Annotated in this window: 20 protein-coding genes; 8 read left to right on the forward strand and 12 right to left on the reverse strand. The window is 70.7% G+C overall.

Features of this window, described 5'->3' with window-relative positions; translation table 11 throughout:
- Positions 1-39 precede the first annotated feature (39 nt).
- Positions 40-549 (forward strand): NUDIX hydrolase, encoded by a 510-nt coding sequence (locus A4R43_RS10865; RefSeq protein ID WP_236808901.1) that lies wholly within the window; start codon positions 40-42, stop codon positions 547-549.
- 3 nt (positions 550-552) lie between these two features.
- Here the strand turns inward: A4R43_RS10865 and A4R43_RS10870 are convergent, their stop codons facing one another.
- From A4R43_RS10870 to arc, 5 genes are all read right to left on the reverse strand, one after another.
- On the reverse strand, positions 553-1,170 hold the full coding sequence (locus tag A4R43_RS10870) for a hypothetical protein (RefSeq protein WP_113692222.1): 618 nt from the start codon (positions 1,168-1,170) through the stop codon (positions 553-555).
- Between the two features lie 55 nt (positions 1,171-1,225).
- The gene (locus A4R43_RS10875; RefSeq protein WP_236808904.1) at positions 1,226-2,164 is read right to left on the reverse strand and encodes an aldo/keto reductase; all 939 of its coding nucleotides are present in this window, start codon (positions 2,162-2,164) and stop codon (positions 1,226-1,228) included.
- Between the two features lie 50 nt (positions 2,165-2,214).
- Complete coding sequence (locus A4R43_RS10880; RefSeq protein ID WP_113692223.1) at positions 2,215-3,279, reverse strand: glycoside hydrolase family 5 protein; 1,065 nt, start codon at positions 3,277-3,279, stop codon at positions 2,215-2,217.
- A 248-nt stretch (positions 3,280-3,527) separates the two neighbouring features.
- Positions 3,528-3,875, reverse strand: a complete 348-nt coding sequence (locus A4R43_RS10885; RefSeq protein WP_113692224.1) for a hypothetical protein — start codon at positions 3,873-3,875, stop codon at positions 3,528-3,530.
- A 134-nt stretch (positions 3,876-4,009) separates the two neighbouring features.
- Entirely contained in the window at positions 4,010-5,824 is a 1,815-nt protein-coding gene (gene arc, locus A4R43_RS10890; RefSeq protein WP_113692225.1) for a proteasome ATPase, read from the reverse strand.
- Positions 5,825-6,045: 221 nt separating this feature from the next.
- On the opposite strand from arc, the gene A4R43_RS10895 reads away from it, so the two are divergent.
- The gene (locus A4R43_RS10895) at positions 6,046-6,831 is read left to right on the forward strand and encodes a hypothetical protein (protein ID WP_113692226.1); all 786 of its coding nucleotides are present in this window, start codon (positions 6,046-6,048) and stop codon (positions 6,829-6,831) included.
- A gap of 27 nt (positions 6,832-6,858) precedes the next feature.
- Positions 6,859-7,479 (forward strand): hypothetical protein, encoded by a 621-nt coding sequence (locus tag A4R43_RS10900; RefSeq protein ID WP_113692227.1) that lies wholly within the window; start codon positions 6,859-6,861, stop codon positions 7,477-7,479.
- 242 nt (positions 7,480-7,721) lie between these two features.
- Here A4R43_RS10900 and A4R43_RS10905 read toward each other — a convergent pair whose 3' ends face one another.
- The gene (locus A4R43_RS10905; RefSeq protein ID WP_113692228.1) at positions 7,722-8,549 is read right to left on the reverse strand and encodes a tRNA (adenine-N1)-methyltransferase; all 828 of its coding nucleotides are present in this window, start codon (positions 8,547-8,549) and stop codon (positions 7,722-7,724) included.
- 60 nt (positions 8,550-8,609) lie between these two features.
- The gene (locus tag A4R43_RS10910) at positions 8,610-9,701 is read right to left on the reverse strand and encodes a site-2 protease family protein (RefSeq protein WP_162788819.1); all 1,092 of its coding nucleotides are present in this window, start codon (positions 9,699-9,701) and stop codon (positions 8,610-8,612) included.
- 163 nt (positions 9,702-9,864) lie between these two features.
- Here A4R43_RS10910 and A4R43_RS10915 point away from each other — a divergent pair, with 163 nt between their 5' ends.
- The 3 genes from A4R43_RS10915 to A4R43_RS10925 all read left to right on the forward strand — a co-directional run bounded on the left by A4R43_RS10915 (position 9,865) and on the right by A4R43_RS10925 (position 12,579).
- Positions 9,865-10,779, forward strand: coding sequence for a RecB family exonuclease (locus A4R43_RS10915; protein ID WP_113692229.1), 915 nt, complete (start codon positions 9,865-9,867; stop codon positions 10,777-10,779).
- The gene (locus A4R43_RS10920) at positions 10,780-11,553 is read left to right on the forward strand and encodes a thioesterase family protein (RefSeq protein WP_113692230.1); all 774 of its coding nucleotides are present in this window, start codon (positions 10,780-10,782) and stop codon (positions 11,551-11,553) included.
- 90 nt (positions 11,554-11,643) lie between these two features.
- On the forward strand, positions 11,644-12,579 hold the full coding sequence (locus A4R43_RS10925) for a ParA family protein (protein WP_113692231.1): 936 nt from the start codon (positions 11,644-11,646) through the stop codon (positions 12,577-12,579).
- Positions 12,580-12,597: 18 nt separating this feature from the next.
- Here A4R43_RS10925 and A4R43_RS10930 read toward each other — a convergent pair whose 3' ends face one another.
- From A4R43_RS10930 to A4R43_RS10940, 3 genes are read right to left on the reverse strand one after another with little or no spacing between them, the layout of a single operon-like run.
- On the reverse strand, positions 12,598-13,542 hold the full coding sequence (locus tag A4R43_RS10930; RefSeq protein ID WP_113692232.1) for an AEC family transporter: 945 nt from the start codon (positions 13,540-13,542) through the stop codon (positions 12,598-12,600).
- 7 nt (positions 13,543-13,549) lie between these two features.
- On the reverse strand, positions 13,550-14,395 hold the full coding sequence (gene hisG / locus A4R43_RS10935) for an ATP phosphoribosyltransferase (RefSeq protein ID WP_113692233.1): 846 nt from the start codon (positions 14,393-14,395) through the stop codon (positions 13,550-13,552).
- Positions 14,396-14,423: 28 nt separating this feature from the next.
- Positions 14,424-14,687 (reverse strand): phosphoribosyl-ATP diphosphatase, encoded by a 264-nt coding sequence (locus tag A4R43_RS10940; protein WP_113692234.1) that lies wholly within the window; start codon positions 14,685-14,687, stop codon positions 14,424-14,426.
- Positions 14,688-14,862: 175 nt separating this feature from the next.
- On the opposite strand from A4R43_RS10940, the gene A4R43_RS10945 reads away from it, so the two are divergent.
- Positions 14,863-15,633: a class I SAM-dependent DNA methyltransferase gene (locus A4R43_RS10945; RefSeq protein ID WP_113692235.1), complete on the forward strand. Its 771-nt coding sequence runs from the start codon at positions 14,863-14,865 to the stop codon at positions 15,631-15,633.
- Positions 15,634-15,717: 84 nt separating this feature from the next.
- On the opposite strand, the gene A4R43_RS10950 is transcribed toward A4R43_RS10945, so the two are convergent.
- Together A4R43_RS10950 and metH are read right to left on the reverse strand one after the other, a co-directional pair.
- The gene (locus A4R43_RS10950) at positions 15,718-16,419 is read right to left on the reverse strand and encodes an HAD family hydrolase (RefSeq protein WP_113692236.1); all 702 of its coding nucleotides are present in this window, start codon (positions 16,417-16,419) and stop codon (positions 15,718-15,720) included.
- A 26-nt stretch (positions 16,420-16,445) separates the two neighbouring features.
- A complete protein-coding gene (gene metH, locus A4R43_RS10955; protein ID WP_113692237.1) occupies positions 16,446-20,006 on the reverse strand; it encodes a methionine synthase in 3,561 nt (1,186 codons plus the stop codon).
- A 51-nt stretch (positions 20,007-20,057) separates the two neighbouring features.
- Between metH and A4R43_RS10960 the strand changes: the two genes are divergently transcribed.
- Entirely contained in the window at positions 20,058-20,945 is an 888-nt protein-coding gene (locus A4R43_RS10960; protein WP_113692238.1) for a PAC2 family protein, read from the forward strand.
- The last annotated feature ends 36 nt before the right edge of the window (positions 20,946-20,981 follow it).

Genomic DNA, 20,981 nt, shown 5'->3' on the forward strand with positions numbered 1-20,981 from the left:
GCGTGACAACTCCCAGGTAGCCGCGTTTGGATGCGTGTCGTGAACGATGAACTGGTCGCGGTGTACGACGAATCCGGCGTGGCGGTCGGCGCGGCCCCGCGCTCGCGGGTGCGGGCCGAAGGGCTGTGGCACGCCGCGGGCGTGGTGCTGGTGCGCTCGCCGGACGGCGCGAAGGTCTACGTGCACCTGCGCACGGACACCAAGGACGTCTTTCCCGGTACCTACGACTGCTGGGCGGGCGGGGTGGTCGCCGCCGGTGAGACGCCCGCCGACTGCGCGCGGCGCGAACTGGCCGAGGAACTGGGCATTCGCGGCGTGCCGCTGGAGCCGCTGTTCGTGCACGTCTACGACCAGCCGCCGATGCGCTGCCACAACTTCGCCTTCGAGGCCAGGTGGGACGGTCCGATCACGCACCAGCCCGAGGAGATCGTCTCCGGTGAGTGGCTCGAACTGGCGGAACTGCGCCGCTGGGCCGAGGATCCGGCCAGCTCGCTCATCCCGGACGGCAGGCTCGGCGTTCTCGAATGGTTCCGCCGCTTCGAGCCGTGAAGCTCAGGACGAGACGCGGACCAGCGCGGCGGCGCTGATCGGTGCCAGCCGCTTCGCCGCGTCGGTGGCGCGGGCCTGGGTGCTCGCGGCGACCTGCACCGCCGAGATGACGTCCCCGCGGGCCAGCAGCACGGTGCACACCGCCGCGCCCTTGTCCGTCTCGCACCACGCCCGCTGCGCCTCGGCGCCGGTGGGCGTGAGCTGGACCGGCGTGGCGCCCGAGCAGATGAGCCGGGTGACCGCTTCGGCCGCGCCACGGGTGAGAAGCACCTGGTGGCTCAGCGAGGCACCCGAGCGGTACTGCCAGTCGGCGCGCTCGCGCTGGTCCTCCGGCACCTGGTCGACCAGCGGTGCCAGGCATTTCGACGGGGTGGCCGGCTTGGCGGCCTGGCGGACCTCTTCGGCGGCGACGTCGGCGTCGGTCAGCAGCGCGGGCGCGGTGGCGGCGCGCTGCTGGGCCGGCGGTGCCGCGGCCGGGGCGGGTGGTGGAGCGGGCGGCATGGCCGGCGCCGAGGAGGGAACCGGGTCGTCGTAGTAGGTGTCGAGGTCGTTCGGCCGGTCGGCGCACCCGGCCAGCCCGGCGAACGCGACCGCCGTGGCCGCGAGCGCGGCCACCTGCACCTGACGCAACCTGCAACCCCCTCGGGTTCCGCTGTCCGTACCGCGGAGACTGTATCTAGTTCCACTCCAGCCCGGCTCGGTGGGCCCAGTACTCCTCCGCCGGTTCGCGCAGCGCCAGCAGCCCCTGGATTTCCGTGTCGCCGAGCGAAACCCTGGCGGCGCCGAGGTTCGACTCGAGCTGGGCGACGCTGGCCGGACCGGCGAGCACCGCGTCCGCGAACGGCTGGGCGAGCGCGGCCGCGAGGGCCACCGCGTCGGCGGTGACCCCGTGCGCGGCGGCCACCTCGGTGACCAGCGCCGGTGGCTCGGCGACGAGCCTGCCGTTGGCCAGAGTTTCCTTCAGCATCACCAGGTTGCCCGCCGCGCGTGCTTCGCCGAGCACCTCCCCCACGGACGGTTCGAGCAGGTTCCAGGTGGACTGCACGGCGGTGAAGACCCGCTGCCCCGACCGCTCCAGCTCGAACGCGCGCCGCACGGTTTCCGCCTGCGCCGGGCCGGAGGTGGAGAAGCCGACCCGCACCCCGGTGGCGGCGAGCGCGGCGAGCCGGTCCAGCAGCGCGCCATCGGTGAAAAGTGGACTGTCGAGGGTCAGCGAATGCACCTGGTAGAGCGAAATCCGCGAGCCGAGCAGCTCGCCGCTCTCCGCCCACTGCCGCTCGAAGCGCGCGAGCGAATGCTCCTTCTCCTCGTGCACACCGGCGTCGAGACGCCAGTCGCCGACGTAGGCGTAACCCCATTTGCTGGACACCGTCACGTCGGCGTGCCCGCGGTCGCCGAGCCAGCCGGCCAGGAACTCCTCGGCACGGCCGTAGGACCGCGCCACGTCCACCCAGCGCACACCGGCCGCGTAGGCCGCGTCGAGCACCTCCCAGGTGGCCGCGCGCATGGACGCCACGTCACGCTCGCGCGGCAGCGCGCCCTCGCGGCCGAGGTTGATGTACGCGGGCCTGCCGAGCGCGGCCAGCCCCACTGCGATCTCCGGATTTTCCGCCACGGGGAGACGGTAACCCGGGGACCCGCAGTGGGGCCGGAATGCCGGTCGCGTCAGCTCGTCGGGAAGTTGTCCGCCGACCGGATCCGGTCGCGGATCCACACCCCGGCCGGCTTCAGCGGCCCGGTGCCGGTGAAGCTGTTGCCGGCGCAGGTGCCCTGCTTGAACACCGCGCCCGACCGGGAGTCGTCGGAGAAGTTCCAGTTCGTCCAGCTGATCTTCTTGCTGGCCAGGAAGTCCAGGTACTTCTGCGAGTAGGCGAAGTCGTTCCCGCCGTCACCGGTGTAGGTCTGCGTCCCGAACTCGGTGACGAACAGCGGCAGCTTCGACGCGGCCCGCGTGAGCGCGTTGAAGTACTCGTCCTTGTGGGAGGCCGCGTAGAAGTGGAACGTGTACATGAAGTTGCTGGCCTTGATGGGGTTGTTCACGATGTCGGCCTCGGTGCGGCCGTCGGAGACACCGAGCGAGGCCCAGCCGTGCGTGCCCACCAGCACCACGCCGTCCGGGTCCTGGGCGCGGATGACCGGGATCATCTGCTCGGCGTAGCTCTTGATGCCCGCCCAGCTCACCCCGTTCGGCTCGTTCGCGATGTCGTAGATGATGTTGGTCTTGTCCTTGTGCCGCTTGGCGATCTCGGTGAAGAAGGTCTTGGCGCGGCTCAGGTTGTAGTTGGGGTCCCCCGGGGTGAGCTGGTGCCAGTCGACCAGCGCGTACATGCCGCGCTTGGTGGCTTCCTCGATGTAGTTGTGCACCATGCCGGTGAACTTCGCCGGATCGGTTTCGTAGCCGCCCTCCTGGATGTACATCGAGATCCGGAGGACGTCGGCCTTCCAGTCGTTCGCCAGTGCGTCCAGCGAGGCGGCTTTGACGCACTGGGCGTACCACTGGATGCCGTGCGTGCTCATGCCGCGCAGCTGGATCGGCTTGCCGTACTGGTTGCACAGTTGCAAGCCGCAGACCTTCAGCTGGCCGTTGACCGCCGCGGGCGAACCCGGTGGCAGCGCGGTGATCGCCGCCGGTTCCGGCGCTGCCTGCGCGCTACCGGCCACCGCGACCGGCAGCAGGAAGGCCGCCGAGACGACCGCCGCCGCGCGGCGCCGGATGCTGTCCCAACCCATACGAGTTTTTCCTCTCTGACCAGGGCGGCGGAAATAGACAGGAAACTTTCCTTACTAATAACGAGCCCGACTGTAGTGATCCGCTTCACAGCTCGTCAAGGGCCCTCCCCGACCGGCCTAGCGGCCCGCCCGGCGCGGTCACCCGGAGTGCCCGGCCACCGCGGTGAACCCGCTCGCGGAAAAAACTCGCGGAGGTTTCCCCGATTTTCCATATCCCGGAAAACACGCGGCGTTCGAACGCGCGAGCGTCAGCTCTCCCCGCTTTCCTTCCGCCGCAGCAGCTCCAGGAACTGGTCCGAGTTGAGCACCTGCCGGTGCAGTTTTTCCAGCCGCGCGGCCGGCGCGCGAACATAACCCTTCCCGAACACCGGTGCGATCTGCCGCAGGCTCGCCCCGGCCTCCCTGGCCGCCAGCAGGGCCCAGTCCGACGCGTTCGCGCAGGCCGTGGAGGCGGCCCGCAACTGGCCGAGAAGTCCGATCAATTCGTCCGCGCTCAGCTCGCCGCGCCGGGCGGACTCGGCCACCGTCCGCAGCCACTCGTTGATCTGGGCCGGGGTCACCGGCGGCTCGGGGGACGGATACTCATCACCGCTCATGGCCCCGCAGTATAGGGCGTTATACAAGAATCGGCGGTTCCGGACCCGCCGGGCACATGGACGGGCGGTGCCCCGGATCGCTCCGGGGCACCGCCCTTGATGGAAAGCCGCTGCCGCTTCGCTCCCGCGGATTCCTACAGGTACTGGCCGGTGTTGGTCGCCGTGTCGATCGCCCGGCCGGAGTCCTGGTTCTTGCCGGTGACCAGCGTGCGGATGTAGACGATCCGCTCGCCCTTCTTGCCGGAGATCCGGGCCCAGTCGTCCGGGTTCGTGGTGTTGGGCAGGTCCTCGTTCTCCGCGAACTCGTCGACGATGGCGTCCAGCAGGTGCTGCACGCGCAGGCCGGGCTGCTTGGTCTCCAGCACCGACTTGATCGCCGCCTTCTTCGCCCGGTCCACGATGTTCTGGATCATCGCGCCCGAGTTGAAGTCGCGGAAGTAGAGCACCTCCTTGTCCCCGTTGGCGTAGGTGACCTCGAGGAAGCGGTTCTCGTCGCTCTCCTCGTACATCCGCTCGACGGTGTGCTGGATCATCGCGTCGAAGGTCGCCTTCGGGTCCCCGCCGAACTCGGCCAGGTCGTCGGCGTGGATGGGCAGCCCCTCCTGCAGGTACTTGGAGAAGATGTCCTTCGCGCCCTCGGCGTCCGGACGCTCGATCTTGATCTTCACGTCCAGCCGGCCCGGCCGCAGGATCGCCGGGTCGATCATGTCCTCGCGGTTGGAGGCGCCGATGACGATGACGTTCTCCAGCCCTTCCACACCGTCGATCTCGGACAGCAGCTGCGGCACGATGGTGGTCTCCACGTCGGAGGACACCCCGCTGCCGCGGGTGCGGAAGATCGAGTCCATCTCGTCGAAGAACACGATCACCGGCGTGCCCTCGGAGGCCTTCTCGCGCGCCCGCTGGAAGATCAGGCGGATGTGCCGCTCGGTCTCCCCGACGAACTTGTTGAGCAGCTCCGGGCCCTTGATGTTGAGGAAGTACGACTTCGCCTCCGAGCCGTCGCCCGGATCGTCGCCCCTGGCCAGCGCGACCTTCTTGGCCAGCGAGTTCGCCACCGCCTTGGCGATGAGCGTCTTCCCGCAGCCCGGCGGGCCGTAGAGCAGCACGCCCTTCGGCGGCCGCAGCTGGTACTCCAGGTACAGGTCCGAGTGCAGGAAGGGCAGCTCCACCGCGTCGCGGATCTGCTCGATCTGCCGCCCGAGCCCGCCGATGTCCTCGTAGCTGACATCGGGGACTTCCTCCAGCACGAGGTCCTCGACCTCGGCCTTCGGCACGCGCTCGTAGGCGTAGCCGGCCTTCGAGTCGACCAGCAGCGAGTCGCCCGGCTTGAGCGTCTGCTCGGCCAGCGGGTCGGAGAGGTAGACCACCCGCTCCTCGTCCGCGTGTCCGACCACGAGCGCCCGCGAGCTGCCACCGGGGACCTCGGGGGCGAGCACCTCGCGGAGCGCGCACACCTCACCGGTCTGCTCGAAGCCGCCGCCCTCGACCACGGTCAGCGCCTCGTTCAGGCGCAGCGCCTGCCCGCGCCGCAGCGTCTCCACCTCGACCGCGGGCGAGACCGACACGCGCATCTTCCGGCCGGAGGTGAACACGTCGACCGTGCCGTCCTCGAACGCGGCCAGGAATACTCCATATCCGCTCGGCGGCTGCGCGAGCCGGTCGACCTCCTCACGGAGAGCGAGCAGCTGGCCGCGTGCTTCACGCAGCGTCTCGACCAATTTGTTATTTCGTTCGGTCAGCTGACTGACCCGTTCCGACGCCTCGGCCAGCCGCTGCTCCAGCACCCGGTTCTGACGAGGTGAATCGGTCAGCTTACGGCGCAGCAGGGCGACTTCCTCTTCCAGGAAACGGACCTGTCGTGCCTGCTCATCCGACGTGTTCCCAGCTCCACTCGGTTCTGATGGGTCGGCGTCCTCCGGCCGACCTCCGGGAAGGTCGTGTTGCATGTCGGCACCTCCTCGGAGTGCTTTTCAGTCCACGGTACCGGCGATCACCGACTTGAGAAGCCCTATCCGCATCACAGGATCGGCGCGTCGCACCGGGATCACGGGGTTCCCCCGAGCGCAATGGTCCAACCCGGTAAAGGCGAAAGAACGCCGACCGCTACCGTGCGTCTACATCGCTCGCGCCACGATCCGGATGTGCACCGACTTCCCAGGGGGCAGAAATGACGTATCCACCGCAGCACCCGGGAAGCCCCGGGCCGTACGGCCAGCCCGGTCACCAGGGCCAACCGGGTGGTCCCCAGCAGCAGTACCCGGCCGGCGGCCAGGCACCGGGGTGGAACGCCTTCGGCGGCGGTCCGCAGCAACCCCAGACCGGCGGCTGGGAGCAGCAGGGGTGGCAGCAGGCACCGGACCCCTATGCGCAGCAGCAACAGGGGTGGGACGCCTTCGGCGGCGGTCAGCAGCAGCCCGGCGGGTTCGGCGGGGAACCGCCCAAAAAGAAGAAAACGGGCCTGATCGTCGGGCTGGTGATCGGGGCCGTCGTGGTGGTCGGCGGGGCGGTCGCGGCCATCCTGCTGCTCACCGGTGAAGACGAGCCCGCACCTCAGGCCGCGCCGCAGAATCCCACGTCAGCCCCGCAGCAGCCGGGCGGCCAGGCACCGCCGCCCGCCTCGGGCAAGCCGAGCGCGAGCAAGCCGGGCGGTAACAGCGGCGACACCGGTTCGCCCGCGGACAAGTCCGAAGTGAAGGCGGCGGGCCAGAAAGCGATCGACGCGATCAACGACCGCGACGTCAGCCTGGCCAAGGAAGTGGCCTGCAGCCCCGAAACCGTCACCCAGGCCGACATCGACGAGATGCCGCAGGGGGTCGAGGCGAGGCTCGTCGGCGAGCCGGTGGTCAGCGGCAGCACGGCTACCATCGACGCCGAACTGACCTACCAGGGCGAGTCGCAGAAGTCGCCGATCAAGCTGAAGAAGGACGCCTCGCGGTGGTGCGTGGGCAGCTGAGCCGGGCACCGCGCGAAAGGGACCGTGATGAGCCAACCGCCGAACCCGTACGGGCAGCAACCCCACGATGGTTACGGACAGTATCCGCCGCACCAGCAGTATCCGCCGCCGTATCCGCCGCCGGGCGGCTGGCCCGGTGAGCCGAACTCCGCAAGGCAGAAGAACCGCGGGCTGATCGCCGGACTGGTGATCGGGGCGGTGCTCCTCGTCGGCGTGGCGGTCACGCTCGTCCTCGTGCTCACCGGCGGCGACGAAGAGCCACCCGCGGCCCAGCAGCCGCCACCCGCACTGCCGCCGCCCGCGGCCTCGACGCCCGCGCCGTCTTCGAAGCCCGCCCCGTCGAGCGCGGCGACCGGGCGCGGTGAGGACACCCCGGAGGCGGCCGGTCAGGTGGTGATCGACGCGCTGAACACCAAGGACGCGCAGAAGTACGCGACGATCGCGTGCAACGTCCAGAAGCCGGAGGACGTCACCGGGCTGCAGGACACCTGGGACCGCGCCGGCGACATCACCGCGAAACTGGCGAAGCCGGTGGAGATCAACGGGGACAGCGCCACGGTGACGGTACGCGTGGAAGGCGGGGGCAACTTCAAGGAGACCCCGTTCAAGCTGGTCAAGCAACGCGCGAAGTGGTGCATCCCAGGCTGAGCGCCGGGGCTCAAGTGTCACGAATGTGGCTTTCGAGACGTTGGGCGTCTCGAAAGCCACATTCGTGACATCTGGGGCGGAGGATCGGGCAGGCAGGGGCCGGCCGGAAGCCCGGCGGCGGGGAGCCGGAGCCCGGGCGGCGGCAGGCTCGGCGGGAGCCGCTCACGCTATGAATGTGGCTTTCATTGCGTCTGGCGCAATGAAAGCCACATTCATAGCGTCCGCCAGGCGCGCCCCCGGACTCAGCCCTTGCTGGGGCGGCGCTTCAGCTTCAGCGGGGTGACACCGTCGGCCAGGCGGCGCGTGGTGAGCAGGAACGCGGTGTGCGCCACCATCCGATGGTCCGGCCGCACCGCCAGCCCCACCACGTGCCACGGTCGCATCAGGGTTTCCCACGACTCCGGCTCGGTCCAGCACTGCTCCTCCCGCAGCGCCTCGGTGACCCGCGACAGCTGCGTCACCGTCGCCACGTACACGGTCAGCACCCCACCGGGCACCAGGTTCCGCCGCACCGCGGGCAGCACGTCCCACGGCGCCAGCATGTCCAGCACCACCCGGTCCACCTCACCGGTGTGCTGCGCCACGTCCCCGACCGTCAGGTGCCAGTTCGCCGGCCGCTCCCCGAAGAACCGCTCGACGTTCTTCACCGCGTGCTCGGCGTGGTCGTCGCGCACCTCGAACGAGGTCACACTGCCCTCGGACCCGACCGCCCGCAGCAGCGAGCAGGTCAGCGCCCCGGAACCGGCACCGGCCTCGAGCACGCGCGCGCCCGGGAAGATGTCGCCCCACATCACGATCTGCGCGGCGTCCTTCGGGTAGATCACCTGCGCGCCACGCGGCATGGACAGCACGTAGTCCGGCAGCAGCGGCCGCAGCGCCAGGTACGAGGTCCCACCGGCGGAGACCACGATGGACCCCTCCGGCTGCCCGATCAGCTGGTCGTGCGCCAGCGCGCCGCGATGGGTGTGGTACTCGCCGCCCTCGGTCAGCACCATCGTGTAGTGCCGCCCCTTCGGGTCCGTCAGCTGCACCCGATCACCAACCCGAAACGGGCCCCCTGCCGACGCCAACGTGCGAACCTCCTGATCACCAGCGGAAGCCAGATCCTTTCAGACCCGGTCCGCGGGCTGTCAGGCGGGACGCCGCCCGCTCATCGCCGCGCGCAGGTCCTCGCGCCGCAGCACACCCGCTGGCCTGCCCTCGTCGTCGACCACCAGGAACTGCCACGCCGCTGTCTCGCGCACGCGCTCGGCGATGTCGTCCCCCGGTTCGGACAGCAGCAGCACCGACTCGGCCCGGATCGGCTCGGCGGCCAGTTCCGCGGGTGACTGCGGGGACTGCGCGGCCAGCCGTTCGGCGGCCGTCGCGTCGAGCAGCCCGGCGGCCACGCCGTCGGCACGCACCAGCACCACCCCGCGCCCGGCCGAGGCGGCCAGCGCGTCGGACACCGGGCTCTCCGCGGGCAGTTGCAGCACCGGGCGCACCAGGTCGGCCAGCTCCAGCCCGTCCGGCCAGCCGCGGCGGGTCTCGGCGGCCAGTTCCGCGCTGGCGCCCATCGCGACGAACCACGCGGTCACCACGCACACGCCCAGCCGCAGCCACTTGTCGTCGCTGTCGCTGGCCAGCCCCCAGATCGCCCACACCAGCAGGCCCACCGCGACCGCGCCGCCGCCGAACACCGCGGCCTTGGTGCCGGTGGACCGCGTGCCGGTGACCGCCCACACCCCGGCGCGGAGCATGCGCCCGCCGTCCAGCGGCAGGCCGGGCAGCAGGTTGAACACCGCGACCGCGAGATTGGCCACCGCGCACTGCGCCACCAGCAGCCAGGCCGCGCCGCCTTCGGGCACGGCGAGCAGCAGCAGCGCGCAGATCCCGGCCAGCAGCACCGAAACCACCGGGCCCGCCGCGGCGACCAGGCCCTCCTGCCCCGGCTTGCGCGGGGTTCTGGCCACTTCGGACAGTCCGCCGAGCAGGAACAACCGCAGCCGCCGGACCGGGATGCCCAGCCGCAGCGCGACCACGCAGTGCCCCAGTTCGTGGGCGAGCACGGACAGCCCGAGCAGCACCGCGAAGGCCGCCGCCAGCGTCCACGAGGTGACCGGGCCCGCGCCGGGCAGCAGCCGCTCCACCAGCGGCGCGTACAGCACCACCACCAGCAGCGAGCCGACCCACCACGACGGCGCCAGCAGCACCGGCACCCCGTCGACGCGGAACAGCAGCAGGCCGCCGTCCAGCGCCGTCTCCCGGCGCGGGGACGGCCGTACCGAACCGCTGTTGGTGGTCACGCCGGACAGCCTAGAACGCCGCGTGTGGGAAAGCGGTGATCCGGCCCCTCCCCGCGCGCCCGGCCCGCTGGTTGTCGTACCCCTGTCCTAGGGTGCGGGTATGTCAGCGCCCCTGCCGACCGCGAACACCGAAGCCGCGCCCGCCGAGCCCGAGGTACGCCGCCGTCCCGCGCTGTCGCCGTCGAGAGCCAGCGACTTCAAGCAGTGCCCGCTGCTCTACCGCTTCCGCGCGGTGGACAAGCTGCCCGAGACGCCGACGAAGGCGCAGCTGCGGGGCACCCTGGTGCACTCGGTGCTGGAGAAGCTGTTCGCCCTGCCGCAGGCCGAGCGCCAGCGCGACCGGGCGCAGGAACTGCTGGTCCCGGCCTGGAGCGAGCTGTCCGAGCAACTGCTTCCCGAGTGGATGGAGCTGTTCGGCGGGGACAACGCCGAAAACGCCGACAAGACCGAGGTGGACGCCTGGCTGCGCTCGGCTGGCAAGCTGGTCGACGCCTACTTCCAGCTGGAGGACCCGGCCCGCCTCGAACCGGAGGCCTGCGAGCTGCACGTGGAGACCGAACTGGGCTCCGGTGTGCTGCTGCGCGGCTACATCGACCGGCTCGACGTGGCGCCCACCGGCGAGATCCGGGTGGTGGACTACAAGACCGGGGCCGCGCCGCGTGAGATCGGCGAGGCCAAGGCGATGTTCCAGATGAAGTTCTACGCGGTGGTGCTGTGGCGGCTGCGCGGGGTGGTGCCGCGCCAGCTCAAGCTGATGTACCTGACCGACGGGCAGGCGCTGACCTACGCGCCGGACGAGGCCGAGCTGCGCCGGTTCGAGCGCACCCTGGAAGCCATCTGGCAGGCCATTCTCAAGGCGGGCAAGACCGGTGACTTCCGGCCGAACCCGAGCAAGTTGTGCGCCTGGTGCGACCATCAGGCACACTGCCCGGAGTTCGGCGGCACGCCACCGGCCTATCCCGGCTGGCCGGAACCGGATGCCGGCGAGGAAACGGCATTGGATCGGGCGGACTGAATGACGGCCTTCTACGAACCGCTCGGGGACGGGCGGTTCGCCCCCACCGAGCACACCGCGGGTCCCTGGTCGCCCGGCGCGCAGCACTTCGGGCCGCCGTCGGCGCTGCTGGTGCGCTCGCTCGAAGAGGTGCCCGCCGCCCGCGAGAGCAGGCTGGCCAGGGTGACCGTGGAGATCCTCGGCCCGGCGCCGCTGACCGAGCTGACCGTGCGGTCGCGGCTGGAGCGGCCGGGCCGCTCGGTCGAGCTGCTCTCCGCGGAACTGAGCGCGGGCGAGAAGGTGGTGGCCAGGGCGTCCGCGTGGCGGCTGGTCACCTCGGACAGCTCGGAGGTGGTCGCCGGCGGCGCCGAGCCGCTGCCCCCGCCCGAGCGGGCCGAGCCCGCCGGCTGGCCGGAGCACTGGCTGGGCGGCTATCTCGACGCGATGGAGTGGCGGGCGGTCCGCGGCTCGATGATCGACCCCGGCCCGGCCACGGTCTGGGTGCGCCAGCGTGTCGCGCTGGTCGGCGGGGAGAAGCCGAGCCCGCTGCAGCGGCTGTTCGCGGTGGCCGACTCCGGCAACGGGGTGTCCAACTACCTCGACCCGCGCCGCTGGTGGTTCATCAACAGCGAGCTCACCGTGCACATCCAGCGCGAACCCGCCGGTGAGTGGATCGGGCTGGACGCGCGCACGGTGGTCGGGCCGGACGGCATCGGCACCGCCACCAGCCGGCTGCACGACCCCGGCGGGCAGGTCGCCACCGGGGCGCAGGCGCTGCTGGTGCGCCCTCGCTGAACGCCGCACCACGGATATCCCACCGCTGGGGCGGCGGATCCAATAGCCTGCCTCATCGAGCCAACCACGAGCACGCGGGAGTCCCCTGGCATGCAGATCACCTCGGTGGTCAACCAGAAAGGCGGGGTCGGCAAGACCGCGCTCAGTGTCGGCGCGGCCGCCGCGCTCGCCGAGCAGGGCCGCCGCGTCCTGCTCATCGACCTCGACCCCCAGGGGCACGCCACCACGGAGATGCTCGGGCTGCCCGAGGCCGGGCCGAACCAGCCGAGCATGGCCAAGGCGCTGACCAAGATGTGGAAGGGCCCGGTCGAGGACCTGATCGTCAGCCACCCGCGCAGCAACATCGGCCGCGGTGGTGCCTTCGACGTCATCCCGACCTCACCGGGCATGTTCGACCTGATCCGGCGGCTGGACCAGTTCCGCGTGCCCGGCTGGCAGCTGGCCAGGGTGATCCAGTTCGCCAACTACGAGCACGTGATCATCGACTGCCCGCCGGCGCTGGACGTGCTGACGAACAACGCGCTCACCGCCACCCACGGCATCCTGGTCCCGGTGCAGCCCGACCGCACCAGCATCCGCGCGCTGCGGCTGCTCAACGACCAGCTCGGCTACGTCCAGCAGAGCGTCGGCCGCGGCCCGATCACCTACTTCGGCCTGGTCCCCGGGCTGTACCGGCGGCCGATGTCGACCTACGCGGTGACCGCGATGAACGAGCTGCAGACCTTCGGCATCCCGATGCTGGCGCACGTGCCGCTCGGTGTGGTGATGAACGAGGCGGCCATCCGGGGCGTGCCGGTGACCACCTTCGCGCCGGAGACCGCGCAGGCGGTGGCCTTCCACCAGATCGCCAGGGCGCTGGAGGAGCGGCGGCAGAGCCAGCCGGTGGCCCAGCTGGTGCCCGCCGAGACGGAGTTCGTCTTCGAGGACTTCATCACCGAGGTGGCGCACACGCGCAGCGTCAACGACAACGGCGCGCGGAAGAAGCTCTACGACCTGATGCCGAAGCGCCCCCGGCCACCCCGCTGAGCCGAGCCTCGGCCCTCGCTAGGTGACCGCGCCGCCGAGCAGCCAGGCGATCAGGGTCAGCGAGCCCATCGACAGCAGGGTCGAGATCAGCACGCAGTTCCGGACGAACCGCACGTCGACGGCGTACTGGCTGGACGCGATGAACACGTTCTGCGCGGTCGGCAGCGCCGAGCAGAGCACCGCGGCGAACAGCGATGGGCCGGGCAGCCCGAGCAGCAACCCGGCGCCGAGCGTGATGCCCGGCTGCACCAGCGCCTTGAGCACCACCACCACGACCAGCTCCACGCGCCGCCGCTCCCCCACCGGACCGGCCGCGACCTGGTCACCCCGCAGCGACATGCCGAGCACCAGCAGCGCGCAGGCCACCCCGGCGTCGCCGAGGGTGTGGATGGGCTCGAGCACCACCGCGGGCAGCGGGATGCCGATGCCGCCGACCAGCAGGCCGAGCATGGACGCGGCGATCACCGGGTTCCGCACCGGCAGCAGCACCAGGCGCCGCCAGCGCGGGCCGTCGTCACGCGGCACGTCCGACTCGATGGACGCCAGCATCGACGGCATCATCAGCAGCGACTGGAACAGCAGCACCGCGACGATGAACGACGAGCTGCCCAGCACCTGCAACGCCACCGGGATGCCGAGATTGCCCGCGTTGACGTAGCTCGCCGCCGCCGCGGACAGCGTGCGCTCGGCGCGCCGCCGCTTGAACACCCAGGTGGACAGGCTGAACGCGAGCAGCGCGACCAGCGCGGTGCCCAGCACGAAGACCAGCAGGCCGCGGTCGGCCAGCGCCGAGAACGGCGTGCCGATCAGCGTGCTGAACAGCACCGCGGGCATGGCCACCTGGAAGGCCAACCGGGTGAGCACCGCGTCCGCGCGGTCACCGAGCACGCCGAACCGGCTCAGCAGATAGCCGAGCCCGGTCAGCGCCCAGATCGGCGCGAACGCGGTGAGCGCGCTCCCCACTCGCGGGCTACAGCCGGCAGGAGCGGATGTCCGAGGCCAGCACCGCCTTGGCCCCGGCTTCGGCCAGCTCGTCCATGATCCGGTTGACCTCCTTGCGCGGCACCATCGCGCGCACCGCCACCCAGTCCTGGTCGGCCAGCGGCGCCACGGTCGGCGACTCCAGGCCGGGGGTGATGGCGATCGCGGTGTCCAGCAGCGACCGCGGGCAGTCGTAGTCCAGCATCATGTGCTGCTGGGCGAAGACCACCCCGCGCAGCCGGGCGGCCAGCTGGTCCTTGGCCTTGGTGGCGGCCCCGCCGGTGCGCTGCACCAGCACCGCCTCCGACACGCAGATCGGGTCGCCGAAGGCCACCAGGTTGTGCTGGCGCAGGGTCCGGCCGGAGCCGACCACGTCGGCCACCGCGTCGGCCACGCCGAGCTGGATGGAGATCTCCACCGCGCCGTCGAGCCGGATCACTTCGGCCTCGATGCCCTGGCGGGCGAGGTCGTCGCGGACCAGCCGCGGGTAGGAAGTGGCCAGCCGCTTGCCGTGCAGGTCGGCGGGCCGCCAGTCGCGGCCGGCCGGCGCGGCGTAGCGGAAGGTCGAACCACCGAAGCCGAGCGCCAGCTTCTCCTCCACCGGCGCGCCCGAGTCCAGCGCCAGGTCCCGGCCGGTGATGCCGAGGTCCAGCTCGCCGGAGCCGACGTAGATCGGGATGTCCTTCGGGCGGAGGAAGAAGAACTCGACCTCGTTGGCCGGGTCCAGCACGGTCAGGTCGCGCTGCTCATGTCGCTGCCGGTAGCCCGCTTCACCGAGCATCTCCGAGGCGGCCCCGGCGAGCGCTCCCTTGTTCGGCACAGCGACACGCAGCACGTTCACTCCTTTGTAGCGGTTACCGGTTCTACAGGTACCGGTAGACGTCCTCAGTGGACAATCCGCGGCCCAGCATGAGCACCTGGACGCGGTAGAGCAGCTGGGAGATCTCCTCGGCGAGCCGTTCGTCGGACTCGTGCTCGGCGGCGATCCACACCTCGCCTGCCTCTTCGAGCACCTTCTTGCCCTGGGCGTGCACCCCGGCGTCCAAAGCGGTCACCGTGCCCGATCCCGCGGGCCGCGTGCGCGCGCGTTCGGCCAGCTCCGCGAACAGCTCATCGAAGGTCTTCACGGTCTGCAGATCCTTCCATCCGCCGCCCGCGCGCGCCCAGGCGGGCCGGACCTGCTGCCAGACCGGTCACATCGCCTGCCTGCTCCGAATGGTCCAGTCGATGTTGACGTTCGGCGTCGCGTCCACTTATCTCGGAATGGTCCTCGGTACATGGGAGACAACGGGAAGAAGTGATATGGAGAACCAGCGATCACTGGGCAAGCCGCAGATCAGGTTGCCGGAGCGGCCCGAGGAAATCGATCAGGACGCCGAGTACTGCTCGGTTCTCCTGGACGGTGAGTGGGTCGACATCCGCTTTCACGACTACGACCGTATCTACCGAATTCACGGGCTGTACGAGCAACTGTTCCACGAAATTCTCGATTGCCGCTCCCCGGACGTCATCGCCAAGCTGCTCAAGGAGCAGCTGCAGCGCGACGGCTACGACGCCGAGGGCCTGCGGGTGCTCGACCTCGGCGCGGGCAACGGCCTGGTCGGCGAGCAGCTGCGCACCATCGGCGTCGGCCACCTGGTCGGCGCCGACATCATCCCGGAGGCGGCCGAGGCCGCGCGCCGGGAACGTCCCGAGGTCTACGACGCCTACCACGTCGGCGACGTGACCGCCCCCTCCGAAGAAACCGCCGCCGCGCTCGCCGCGGCGAAGTTCAACACGATGGTCTGCGTGGCGGCACTGGGGTACGCGGACATCCCGCCGAGCGCGTTCCGCGCGGCGTTCAACCTGGTCAGTGACGGCGGCTGGATCGCGTTCACGATCAAGGACCGGTTCCTCACCGACGAGGACACCTCCGGATTCGCCGGACTCATCAAGACCTGCCAGGACAACGGCGTTCTGGAGGTCCGCGCCACGGAGCGCTACCGGCACCGGCTCAACATCAGCGGCGAGCCACTGCACTACGTGGCCGTGGTCGGCACGAAACACGCCGACATCCCCGCAGAATTCCTCTAGTTACCACCCGCACTGCCACGAACGGTCCGTTCCTGGCAATCCCGGGCAGGAACGGACCGTTCGACGGCAGCGTCGCCGGCAGGGTCAGCCGAGCAGTTCCACCAGCGTGGCCGGCTCGACGCCGACCAGCGTTTCCTTGAACACGCGGCGTGGCCCCGGTTCGACGGCCACGTCGTTCGGCACCACCAGCACCGTGCAGCCCGCGGCCACCGCGGATTCGGTGCCCGGCGGCGAATCCTCCACCGCCACGCAGCGCGCCGGGTCCACTTCGAGCAGTCGCGCGGCCCGCAGGTACGGCTCGGGGTCCGGTTTGTTGCGCCCGTCCACCTCGTCCCCGCAGACGGTGACGTCGAAGAACTCGCGGCCGATGGTGTTCAGCGCCAGCTCGGTCAGCTCCCGCTCGGTGGAAGTCACCAGCGCCGACGGAATACCGGCCGCGCGCACCGCCGCGAGCGCTTCCCTGGCGCCCGGCCGCCACGGCAGCGCGTCACCGAACAGCTCGGCGGTGCGGGTGCGGATCCAGGTGGCTATCTCCGCCCGCAGCTCCGGGGTGTCCGGTTTGCCCAGTGTGCGCAGCAGGAACCGGGTGGTGGACTCCATATTGGACCCCACCAGGGTGGCTCGCTGCGCCTCGGACAGGCTGCCGCCGAGCCACTGGGCCACCTCGTACAGCGCGACGTCCCACAGCTTCTCGGTGTCGACCAGGGTGCCGTCCATGTCCCAGAGCACCGCGGCGAGCCCGGTGCCCGCCACCTCAGCAGCGTCCACTGTGGACACTGTGGACATTGAGGACGGTTCAGTCACGGCGTCTCCTAGGTGTTGAAGTACTTCGCTTCCGGGTGGTGGCAGACGATCGCGTCGGTGGACTGCTCCGGGTGCAACTGGTACTCCTCGGAGAGCTTGACCCCGATGCGCTCCGCGCCGAGCAGCTCCACGATCTTCGCCCGGTCCTCCAGCTCGGGGCACGCGCCGTAACCGAGGGAGAACCGCGCCCCACGGTACTCGAGCTTGAAGTAGCGCTCGATTTCCGCCGGGTCCTCCTCGGCCACCGCGGCCCCGCTGGCGAAGTGCAGTTCCTCGCGGATGCGGCGGTGCCAGTACTCGGCCAGCGCCTCGGTGAGCTGCACCCCGAGGCCGTGGACCTCGAGGTAGTCGCGGTAGGCGTTGGCGGCGAACAGCTCGTTGGCGTAGTCGGCGATCGGCTGGCCCATGGTCACCAGGGTGAACGGCACCACGTCGACCTCACCGGCGGCGAGCGCGAGCTCACGCGGGCGGTAGAAGTCGGCCAGGCAGAGCCGCCGGTCGCGCCGCTGGCGCGGGAAGGTGAACCGGGTGCGCTCCGGCGCGTCCGGCCGCGCCTCGGTGAGCACCACCAGGTCGTCACCGTCGGCCACGCACGGGAAGTAGCCGTAGACCACCGCCGCGTGCGCCAGCACCCCGTCGGCGGTGAGCTTGTCCAGCCAGTACCGCAGCCGCGGCCTGCCCTCGGACTCGACCAGCTCGTCGTAGGTGGGGCCGCTGCCACCGCGCGCGCCCTTGAGGCCCCACTGGCCCATGAAGGTGGCGCGCTCGTCCAGCATGGCCGAGTACTCGGCCAGCGGCACGCCCTTGATCACCCGGTTGCCCCAGAACGGCGGGGTCGGCAGCGCCACGTCGGTGGCCACGTCCGAGCGCGCGGGCGGCGGCTCGGTCTCGTCCGCCTCCTGCTTGGCGCGCCGGGCCTCGGCGATCCGCAGCGACCGTTCGCGCCGGGCCTTGCGCTCGGCGCGCTTGGCCTCCTCCTCCTGGTCGGGCACCGGCGACTCGCCGCGCTTGGCGGCCATGATCGCGTCCATCAGCCGCAGGCCCTCGAAGGCGTCCCTGGCGTAACGCACGTCGCCGAGGTACATCTCGGTGAGGTCGTTCTCCACGTAGGACCTGGTCAGCGCGGCGCCGCCGAGCAGCACCGGCCAGCGGGCGGAGACCCCGCGGGAGTTCATCTCCTCCAGGTTCTCCTTCATGATCACCGTCGACTTCACCAGCAGGCCGGACATGCCGATGGCGTCGGCCTTGTTCTCCTCGGCGGCGTCCAGGATCGAGGTGATCGGCTGCTTGATGCCCAGGTTGACCACGTCGTAGCCGTTGTTCGACAGGATGATGTCGACCAGGTTCTTGCCGATGTCGTGCACGTCGCCCTTGACCGTGGCCAGCACGATCTTGCCCTTGCCGCCGGAGTCGTCCTTCTCCATGTGCGGTTCGAGGTAGGCCACCGCCGCCTTCATCACCTCGGCCGACTGCAGCACGAACGGCAGCTGCATCTGGCCGGAGCCGAACAGCTCGCCGACGGTCTTCATGCCCGACAGCAGCGTGTTGTTGATGATCTCCAGCGCGGGCCGCGTCCGCAGCGCCTCGGCCAGGTCCTCGTCCAGCCCGTTGCGCTCGCCGTCGACGATCCGCCGCTCCAGCCGCTCGAACAGCGGCAGCTTGGCCAGTTCCTGGACCCGCGACTCCTTCGACGACGACGCCGTGACGCCCTCGAACAGCGCCATGAACTCCTGCAGCGGGTCGTAGCCTTCGGCGCGGCGGTCGTAGACCAGGTCGAGCGCCACCTTGCGCTGCTCGTCCGGGATCTTCGACATCGGCAGGATCTTCGACGCGTGCACGATCGCGGTGCCCAGCCCGGCCTGCACGCACTCGTGCAGGAACACCGAGTTCAGCACCTGCCGCGCGGCCGCGTTGAGGCCGAAGGAGATGTTCGACAGCCCGAGCGTGGTCTGCACGCCGGGGTGGCGGCGCTTGATCTCGCGGATGCCCTCAATGGTTTCGATGGCGTCCCGGCGCGACTCCTCCTGGCCGGTGGCGATGGTGAAGGTCAGCGCGTCGATGATGATGTCGGACTCGGTGAGCCCGTACTTGCCGGTGATGTCGGCGATCAGCCGGTCGGCGATGGCCGCCTTCTTCTCCGCGGTCCGCGCCTGTCCTTCTTCGTCGATGGTCAGCGCGACCACCGCGGCACCGAACTCGGCGACCAGCTCCATCACCTGGGTGAACCGGGACTCCGGGCCGTCGCCGTCCTCGTAGTTGACAGAGTTGACCGCGCAGCGCCCGCCGAGGTGCTCCAGGCCGGTGCGGATCACGTCGATCTCGGTGGAGTCGATCATGATCGGCAGCGTGGAGGCGGTGGCGAAGCGGGAGGCGATCTCGGCCATGTCCGCCGCGCCGTCGCGGCCCACGTAGTCCACGCAGACGTCGAGCATGTGCGCGCCGTCGCGGGTCTGGTCGCGGGCGATCGCGACGCAGTCCTCCCAGCGGCCCTCCAGCATCGCCTCGCGGAAGGCCTTCGAGCCGTTGGCGTTGGTCCGCTCGCCGATCATCAGCACGCTGGCGTCCTGCTCGAACGGCACCGCCTGGTACAGCGAGGACACGCCGGGCTCCGGGCGCGGGCGGCGCTGGGCGCGCTCGACCTCCCCGACCGCGGCGACCAGCTGGCGGATGTGCTCGTCGGTGGTGCCGCAGCAGCCGCCGACCAGGCCGACGCCGAACTCGCGGACGAACCCGGCCAGCGCCTCGGCCAGCCCCTCCGGGCCGAGCGGGTAGACCGCGCCGTTGGGGCCCAGCTCGGGCAGCCCGGCGTTCGGCATCACCGTCAGCGGGACCCTGGCGTGCTTGGACAGCTGCCGCAGGTGCTCGCTCATCTCGGCCGGGCCGGTGGCGCAGTTGAGCCCGATCAGGTCGATGCCGAGCGGCTCCAGCGCCTGCAGCGCGGCCCCGACCTCGGTGCCGAGCAGCATGGTGCCGGTGGTCTCCACGGTGATCGAGGCGATGATCGGCACCCGCCTGCCCTCGGCGGCCATCGCCCGGTGCGCGGCGACGATGGAGGCCTTGGTCTGCAGGATGTCCTGGGTGGTCTCGACCAGCACCGCGTCCGCGCCGCCGGCCAGCAGGCCGCGCACCTCCTGCACGTAGGCGTCACGCAGGCGCGCGTACGGCGCGTGGCCCAGGGTGGGCAGCTTGGTGCCGGGGCCGACCGAGCCGAGCACGAACCGCGGCCGGTCGGGGGTGGCGAACTCGTCCGCTGTCTCGCGCGCGAGACGCGCGCCGACCTCGGACAGCTCGAAGATGCGGTCCTCGATGCCGTACTCGGCGAGGTTGGCGAAGTTGCAGCCGAAGGTGTTGGTCTCGACCGCGTCCGCCCCCGCCTCCAGGTAGCCGCGGTGGATGGAGCGCACCACGTCGGGGCGGGTGACGTTGAGGATCTCGTTGCAGCCTTCGAGGCCGTCGAAATCGTCCAGTGAAAGATCGTGGGCCTGAAGCGCGGTGCCCATCGCACCGTCCGCCACCACAACCCGGTCGGCGAGAGCGTCCAGCAGGGGCGAGGAGAGTCGTTCGGCCATGGTCCTTAGCCTACGGTCAGCGCGGTCTCGGCCAGGTCGTAGGCTGGCACAGTGAGTGAGCCCGAACAGCCGAACCGCCCGCAAGCCGAGCCGGCCCCGGAAGCCGCCGACGACCACCAGCCGGTCATGGTGGTGGCCTTCGAAGGCTGGAACGACGCAGGTGACGCGGCCAGCACCGCGATCGAGCACCTGCAGCTGAACTGGGACGCCACGCCGCTGGTCGAGCTCAACCCCGACGAGTACTACGACTTCCAGGTGAGCCGTCCCACTGTCCGCATGGTGGACGGTGTCACCCGAAGGGTCGAATGGCCGACCACCCGGCTGGCCGTCTGCCACCCCGACGGCTTCGGCCGCGACGTGGTGCTGGTGCAGGGGCCGGAGCCGAACATGCGCTGGCGCGCCTTCTGCGCCGAGCTGCTGGAGCACATGGAGCACCTCCAGGTGTCGACCGTGGTGACGCTCGGCGCGCTGCTGGCCGACACCCCGCACACCCGTCCCGTCCCGGTCACCGGCACCGCCTACGACGCGGCCGCGGCCACCCGCTTCGGCCTGGAGCGCAACCGCTACCAGGGCCCCACCGGCATCGTCGGCGTGCTGCAGGACGCCTGCGTGCAGGCGGGCATTCCCGCGGTGTCGGTGTGGGCGGCGGTGCCGCACTACGTCTCGCACCCGCCGTCGCCGAAGGCCACGCTGGCGCTGCTGCACAAGCTCGAGGACATCCTCGACGTGGAGATCCCCCTCGGCGCCCTGCCCGAGCAGGCCGAGGAGTGGCAGCGCACGGTCTCCGAGATGGCCGACGAGGACGAGGAGATCCGCGACTACGTCCGCTCGCTGGAAGAGCGGGACGCCGAGATCACCGTGGACGAGGCCAGCGGGGACAAGATCGCCGCCGAATTCGAGCGCTACCTGCGACGCCGCCGCCCCGGCGGGTTGGGTTGATCGTTCCGCCTCCGCGGATAGTTGGTTTCGGCTCCG

The organism is Amycolatopsis albispora (assembly GCF_003312875.1).
In the GTDB taxonomy this organism is placed as follows: domain Bacteria; phylum Actinomycetota; class Actinomycetes; order Mycobacteriales; family Pseudonocardiaceae; genus Amycolatopsis; species Amycolatopsis albispora.

Bases quoted from the DNA above. Each gene is read 5' to 3' on its own strand.
- A4R43_RS10880 (WP_113692223.1), bottom strand. From the start codon at position 3,279: ATGGGTTGGGACAGCATCCGGCGCCGCGCGGCGGCGGTCGTCTCGGCG.
- A4R43_RS10885 (WP_113692224.1), bottom strand. From the start codon at position 3,875: ATGAGCGGTGATGAGTATCCGTCCCCCGAGCCGCCGGTGACCCCGGCC.
- arc (WP_113692225.1), bottom strand. From the start codon at position 5,824: ATGCAACACGACCTTCCCGGAGGTCGGCCGGAGGACGCCGACCCATCA.
- A4R43_RS10895 (WP_113692226.1), top strand. From the start codon at position 6,046: ATGACGTATCCACCGCAGCACCCGGGAAGCCCCGGGCCGTACGGCCAG.
- A4R43_RS10900 (WP_113692227.1), top strand. From the start codon at position 6,859: ATGAGCCAACCGCCGAACCCGTACGGGCAGCAACCCCACGATGGTTAC.
- A4R43_RS10915 (WP_113692229.1), top strand. From the start codon at position 9,865: ATGTCAGCGCCCCTGCCGACCGCGAACACCGAAGCCGCGCCCGCCGAG.
- A4R43_RS10920 (WP_113692230.1), top strand. From the start codon at position 10,780: ATGACGGCCTTCTACGAACCGCTCGGGGACGGGCGGTTCGCCCCCACC.
- A4R43_RS10925 (WP_113692231.1), top strand. From the start codon at position 11,644: ATGCAGATCACCTCGGTGGTCAACCAGAAAGGCGGGGTCGGCAAGACC.
- A4R43_RS10945 (WP_113692235.1), top strand. From the start codon at position 14,863: ATGGAGAACCAGCGATCACTGGGCAAGCCGCAGATCAGGTTGCCGGAG.
- A4R43_RS10950 (WP_113692236.1), bottom strand. From the start codon at position 16,419: ATGTCCACAGTGTCCACAGTGGACGCTGCTGAGGTGGCGGGCACCGGG.
- metH (WP_113692237.1), bottom strand. From the start codon at position 20,006: ATGGCCGAACGACTCTCCTCGCCCCTGCTGGACGCTCTCGCCGACCGG.